Consider the following 5,028-nt stretch of genomic DNA (forward strand, 5'->3'; position numbering starts at 1 on the left):
AAAGCATACGGCATGCGCTCATCCATGAGTCGACGTGGTGATTGCTGGGATAACGCGCCGACCGAAAGTCTGTGGGGTTCGCTGAAAGTTGCACGCCTGCACGGTCGACACTTCTCGACCAAACGTGCGGCAATGGACGAAGTGGTTGATTGGCTCAACTTTTATAACGCGCATCGGCTACACTCGACGCTCAATTACGTCAGCCCCATGACGTTCGAGAAGAACTGGTTCGCCGCTCAGCAAGGTGCGGCCGCATAAATCCCTCGGCTATGGGATTCGTGAAACAGGGGCAAGGTCAGTGTTCAAGAAACGACTCCCCCGCGATAAACATGAACGGGTGCGGGCACGCAGCGCGCACAGAGTGTTCCGACAGACGATCAAGCCATTTCGAAACTCTTCCGGCAGTCATGTTTGTCACATGACAATATTCTTGCCCGAAATAATCGAACCAAGCGGAAATCGTCGCATCATGCTTAATACGAGAATTTTTTTGTACAAAGCCTGCCTCTCTCAACAGATCGCGATACATCTTCGTTGACCTGCAAATCCTATCCTCCGCTCTTTGCAGGCCGCTTCTCCTAGCAATATCCTCGATAGCCCGCTGTTCTGAAGGAGTTACCCGTTGTAGAATCACCTCATCAGAAGTGCCAACTAAACGCAAAACAGTTTGATCAAAATAACGTTCAGATCGCACCCTTTTCACCGATTTCAATATACACGCGTGCTTCACGCAGCAATACACGCCAGCTAACTGATGATCGATCCTCCAATAGGGCGTCTGATGCTTCCCAATCCATTCCGCCAGACACCCTTCACAATATCGCAATGTCGCGGTGCGCTCGCCTTTCAATCCAAAGATTCTCAGAGGGGACGGGAATTTCCCACCGGCATGAGGCGCCAGCATCACCTGAAGTGTTTTTTTCTTTTACCGATTGCGAAGCATCATTGTTGCGTATCGGAATTCCGTATGCTCTTTAATTATATCCTCTGCCCTCAGGTTCCAGTAATCGCGCGCCTGCTCTGCAAGATGATCAATGGCAATCGGAAGCCGCGACCCTGGCTCGGAGTCACAGCCGAAGAGCGATCGCCGAAGTCTCCAGGTGGATTTCAATCCCATTAACTCTGCATAGCGTCCAAAATTACTTCCGAGAGTCTCACCTTCCTTTAGCGGAAGCAGCGCGATGGCCATCGAATCGCTCCTTGTCTCTGTAATAGAGTGAGGGATACCCGCAACTACCAAGAACCAGCTTTTGCTAAATCCCGAGTCGTTAGCGGAGATCACGACGCAATCTAAAGGCGCTCACAACAGTACTGAACCCACCCATCTCGCCCGTCGCTCAATCCGAACCTGGTCAGCCTGAAAAAAATCAGCAATCTCTTCACGAGCACCCGCCAGAATCTGTTCGAAAACTCAGTCTTACACGGCAGAGATATCTGCCCGTCGCAGAGATGCTCATCAACAACGAGTTGCGTCCCTTTCCTCGTCGCATGGCTCGTGGATTTTGCTCCCTTGCCCGGTGAGCGATGGACGCCCGGGGCGGGTCCGATTTGCCAGGTTAAACGCCACAAACCAATCACGGTCGTATCGGCACAACGTCCTATACAGGTTTGAATCGATACGATAGGCCGAAGTGATTCTTTTTTCCGGCCTAGCATTCTTGACCAGCGAGCGCCAGCGCTCGCGCATACGTTGAATCGCCTCTTTTGACAAATCCCTGCTTTTGGAAAATCCGGCGTACTGCGCCCAACGCAGGAACCTGGCATTTGCAGTACGGGGTCCCAGTGACGGAATTCGAGCGCCGACATCATCGGCGGGCCACATGGAAATGAGGCTTTGATACCGCGCTCCATACGCCTCCACGGTCAACTGCGCCTTTTCAGACGAGGACACGTCGGACGCCCGGTACGATGCTCCGCAGGAACATGCAAGCCTCCCATCCGGCCCCTTCTCTCGAGCATGTTTTCCAGGTGTCATTTTTCCGATGAAGGATGCCGACGCATGACAGTTCGCTGATGTTCTTGTCGGCAGCATCACCGTGACTATCGGGCGATTCAGCTCCCGGCACTATCACCGTGTTCTGCGCCGCAGGCACAAATGATCCGGGCGACGCGCAGCGGCGGTTCAGTAACGACTCGGCCGCGATAAACATAAACGGATGCGAAGCATCCCTGCCTCTTCCTTGATCTGCGATGTTTCGCAGCCAGACGGTCATTTTTTGCCAATCGAGACCGGCCAGCCAGCAATACTCGCGGCCAAAATGTCCTAAGGCAGATGCAATAAAGGCACGACTGTCTGTCCTTCCGTCAGGCCACACAAACCCCGCGTCCCGAAGCAGTTCGCGATAGCTCGACGCCGATGGGAGACCATCGTTCGCCATCCTGTACCGCGCGCTACGTTTAGCTACATCCTCAATCGCGCTCCTCTCTGAAAATGACACCGGAGTCAGAACATCTTCATCGGTACGCCCCTTCAATGCCATCACCGTCGGGTCCGTGAGATTGTCAGGAACACCCGGGTTCGTCATTATCAGCATGCGGGAATGCGCGTAACAGACATACACGCCCGGAAGCTGATGATCCACCATCCAATGGGCGGGGATTCCCTTCGCTCTCCACTCCAGCAGGCAGTCTTCGCAATATCGAAACCTTGTGACGCGCTCCCCACTCCAGCCGCATGCGCTTCTTCGTGAACATCTGCCGGCAGGTTGATCGAGCATACCCGAGCGCATCGCGTTTCTCTGCATCTCCGATAGCGTCAAGGTCGCGTACGCGAGGACACGCACTGGAGATCTGAAAACGCAGCCGATTTGCTAGTTCGCACTGTTGGGTTCGGCTGCGTCCGCATCTTGCTGAACCATGCGCCGAATATATCGGCCGACCAGGCGAACACACTGATCGGCCTGATTTCATCCGAACGGTTTTCTGTCCAGCAGAAGATCGGCGTGCTGGGACAGCTTGCTCAACGGTCCGCCCTCCATGACCTTGCAGGTGAATTCGCGCAGCACGTCGCACAACAAATCCGCCAAGATGACAACATTGGACAACGCGGCGATCTCTTCGTGGATCTCGCTGCGTCGCTCGTGCCCATGAGCGTCGATGAGGCCTGTGAATACTACCGGCAGGGTCTTGCCCAGTTGGACCAGTTGGGTGGAGAAAGCTACGAGCAGATCTACTCACTGCTTCATTTCGCGAGCGTCCAGCAAGGCGGTCATCTGAAACCCGCACTGGCTCAACGGTTAATGAACCTTTGCCAGACCATTGTGCGAAACGAACCAAGCAAGTTCGGATGGACGTTGTTCGCACGTGCTGCAGCCAGGTCCATTGGTTTTCCAGCGATAGCCAAGCTGGTGCGTTGGTACGACCACGACGTGGCAGAGCTGTCCTACGGATTGCCGCAGCTTGCATGCTTTCTCGCCAAGAACAGAAATCTTGATCCACGCCGTGCTGCCTTCCTCCTCGCTATTTGTGAAGATCACGGCTGGTGGGACTGGCGTTCCGGCGATGGAGTTGCCGATCTACTGGAACTGTCCGGTCCTGCGGACCAGAGACGGATCTTTCTAGCGATCGTCTCAAAACTGCGCGCGGAGCACCCGTTCGGTGCCTGGCCGTCGCTTTGGGAGGGCTTACTGGAGGCGGCGAATCAGTACCCAAACGCAATCACCACCGAAGAGCGAGAGGAGATCGAACGACTCAGGGCAGAGGCTAAGCGCAAGCAAGATGAGTCTAATAGTCACAACAACTCGTCGCCAGATTTCGTGACCGTTCAGACTCAGAAGCCAAGCGACGAGGAAATTGAAAGCGTCATTGCGACGTTTGTCAGTACCTGCGATCCTTCTTCCGCAAGTTCGATCGACGAGACGCTGAAGACGATCGCTGCGGACGACAAACTTCCCTACACGGCTCGGCGGCGCTTCATCGAGGGATTGCGTGCCGAGTGTCCGTACCCCAAGCGTTTGACCTTTTTGTTGGCGGTCTGTGACGCGGTAGAACTGAGCCTCACTCAGTCGCTAGACATACTCGCCGAGTGTTTCGCCGCCTGGCGTAATTCATCCACGCATCTTGTCTCCAATGCGAAAGCGCTAGTTGAACGACTGTTTGAGTGCAAGGGCGCCGAACTCTTTGAAAGTCAGTTCTCCGGCGTGGCCCGAGACATCCGCCAACTGTCGGATTTCTGCGGTGACAAGCAATTCGTGTTGCAACTCGTCCTTCGCAAGGTTGCTGCGGATGAGGTGGAGCTCGACGGTGATGAATGGCTGCAACTGGCCACCGTGCTATGTGACGTAACGTCGGGCCAAGCTGCTCTCAACGCGTTGGAGTTGCTACTTTCCGGGCCGGCCGCTCGCATCGCCGACGAGATCGGAGAGGGACCATTCCGCCCTGAACAAACAATCGCGGGGAACGAGGTGGAGTTCCTGTCTGATGTCATTTGGCATCTCCTCGGCGAGGACGATGCCTATGTCCGCTGGACGGTCGCGAGGGGGCTGAACACGCTTGTAGAACTGGGGCTCAACGACGACCTGGTCCTATTGCTTGATCGCTTCGACCAAAGAGAAGTCGCGACGTTGGCGTCGACGGAAGGAAAGCTTTCGTTCCAAAACTCCCAGCAGTGGTTGCTGATGGGTCTCGCGCGAGCCGCTTTACATCACGGACAAGCCATGCGAGTACTCCGGCCCAAGCTGCTTGTTCTCGCTCAGCGAAGCGACCTGCACGTCGTGGATAAAGTTCATATCGCTAGTGTCCCGTTCCGCTAATTCGCGTACATAGTCTTTGTAGCTTGGCGAGGATGGAGTCAGCGGTAGCGGTCCACATGAATGGCTCGCAGTTTTGGTTGTAGTGGGAGACAAATTGATCGATACGTTTAACCAGTTGCTTGACCGAACCAAACGAGCCACGGCGTATGGCCTTGCCGGTGATCAGAGCGAAGAAGCGTTCGACCTGGTTAAGCCACGAACTGTAAGTCGGGATGAAATGCATATGCCACCGGGGACGTGCTGCCAACCACGCTTTGACCTTCGGATGCTTGTGGGC

Annotated in this window: 6 protein-coding genes; 2 read left to right on the forward strand and 4 right to left on the reverse strand. The window is 55.1% G+C overall.

Annotation, left to right across the window (positions count from 1 at the left end; all coding sequences use genetic code 11):
* On the forward strand, nt 1-258 hold a 258-nt coding region (locus GCT13_RS46925; RefSeq protein WP_152760603.1), incomplete at its 5' end, for an integrase core domain-containing protein.
* A 37-nt stretch (nt 259-295) separates the two neighbouring features.
* On the opposite strand, the gene GCT13_RS46930 is transcribed toward GCT13_RS46925, so the two are convergent.
* The 3 genes from GCT13_RS46930 to GCT13_RS46940 form a co-directional block, all read right to left on the reverse strand.
* Nucleotides 296-850 (reverse strand): TniQ family protein, encoded by a 555-nt coding sequence (locus GCT13_RS46930; protein WP_193727976.1) that lies wholly within the window; start codon nt 848-850, stop codon nt 296-298.
* A gap of 75 nt (nt 851-925) precedes the next feature.
* Nucleotides 926-1,189, reverse strand: a complete 264-nt coding sequence (locus GCT13_RS46935; protein WP_152768360.1) for a Rossmann-fold NAD(P)-binding domain-containing protein — start codon at nt 1,187-1,189, stop codon at nt 926-928.
* 688 nt (nt 1,190-1,877) lie between these two features.
* Complete coding sequence (locus GCT13_RS46940; protein WP_152768361.1) at nt 1,878-2,585, reverse strand: hypothetical protein; 708 nt, start codon at nt 2,583-2,585, stop codon at nt 1,878-1,880.
* A gap of 261 nt (nt 2,586-2,846) precedes the next feature.
* Between GCT13_RS46940 and GCT13_RS46945 the strand changes: the two genes are divergently transcribed.
* The gene (locus tag GCT13_RS46945; protein ID WP_227747399.1) at nt 2,847-4,751 is read left to right on the forward strand and encodes a hypothetical protein; all 1,905 of its coding nucleotides are present in this window, start codon (nt 2,847-2,849) and stop codon (nt 4,749-4,751) included.
* Here GCT13_RS46945 and GCT13_RS46950 read toward each other — a convergent pair.
* The coding region (locus GCT13_RS46950; RefSeq protein WP_193727895.1) for a transposase at nt 4,732-5,028 on the reverse strand (297 nt) is incomplete at its 5' end. The genes GCT13_RS46945 and GCT13_RS46950 overlap by 20 nt on opposite strands.

The organism is Paraburkholderia franconis, from assembly GCF_009362735.1.
In the GTDB taxonomy this organism is placed as follows: domain Bacteria; phylum Pseudomonadota; class Gammaproteobacteria; order Burkholderiales; family Burkholderiaceae; genus Paraburkholderia; species Paraburkholderia franconis.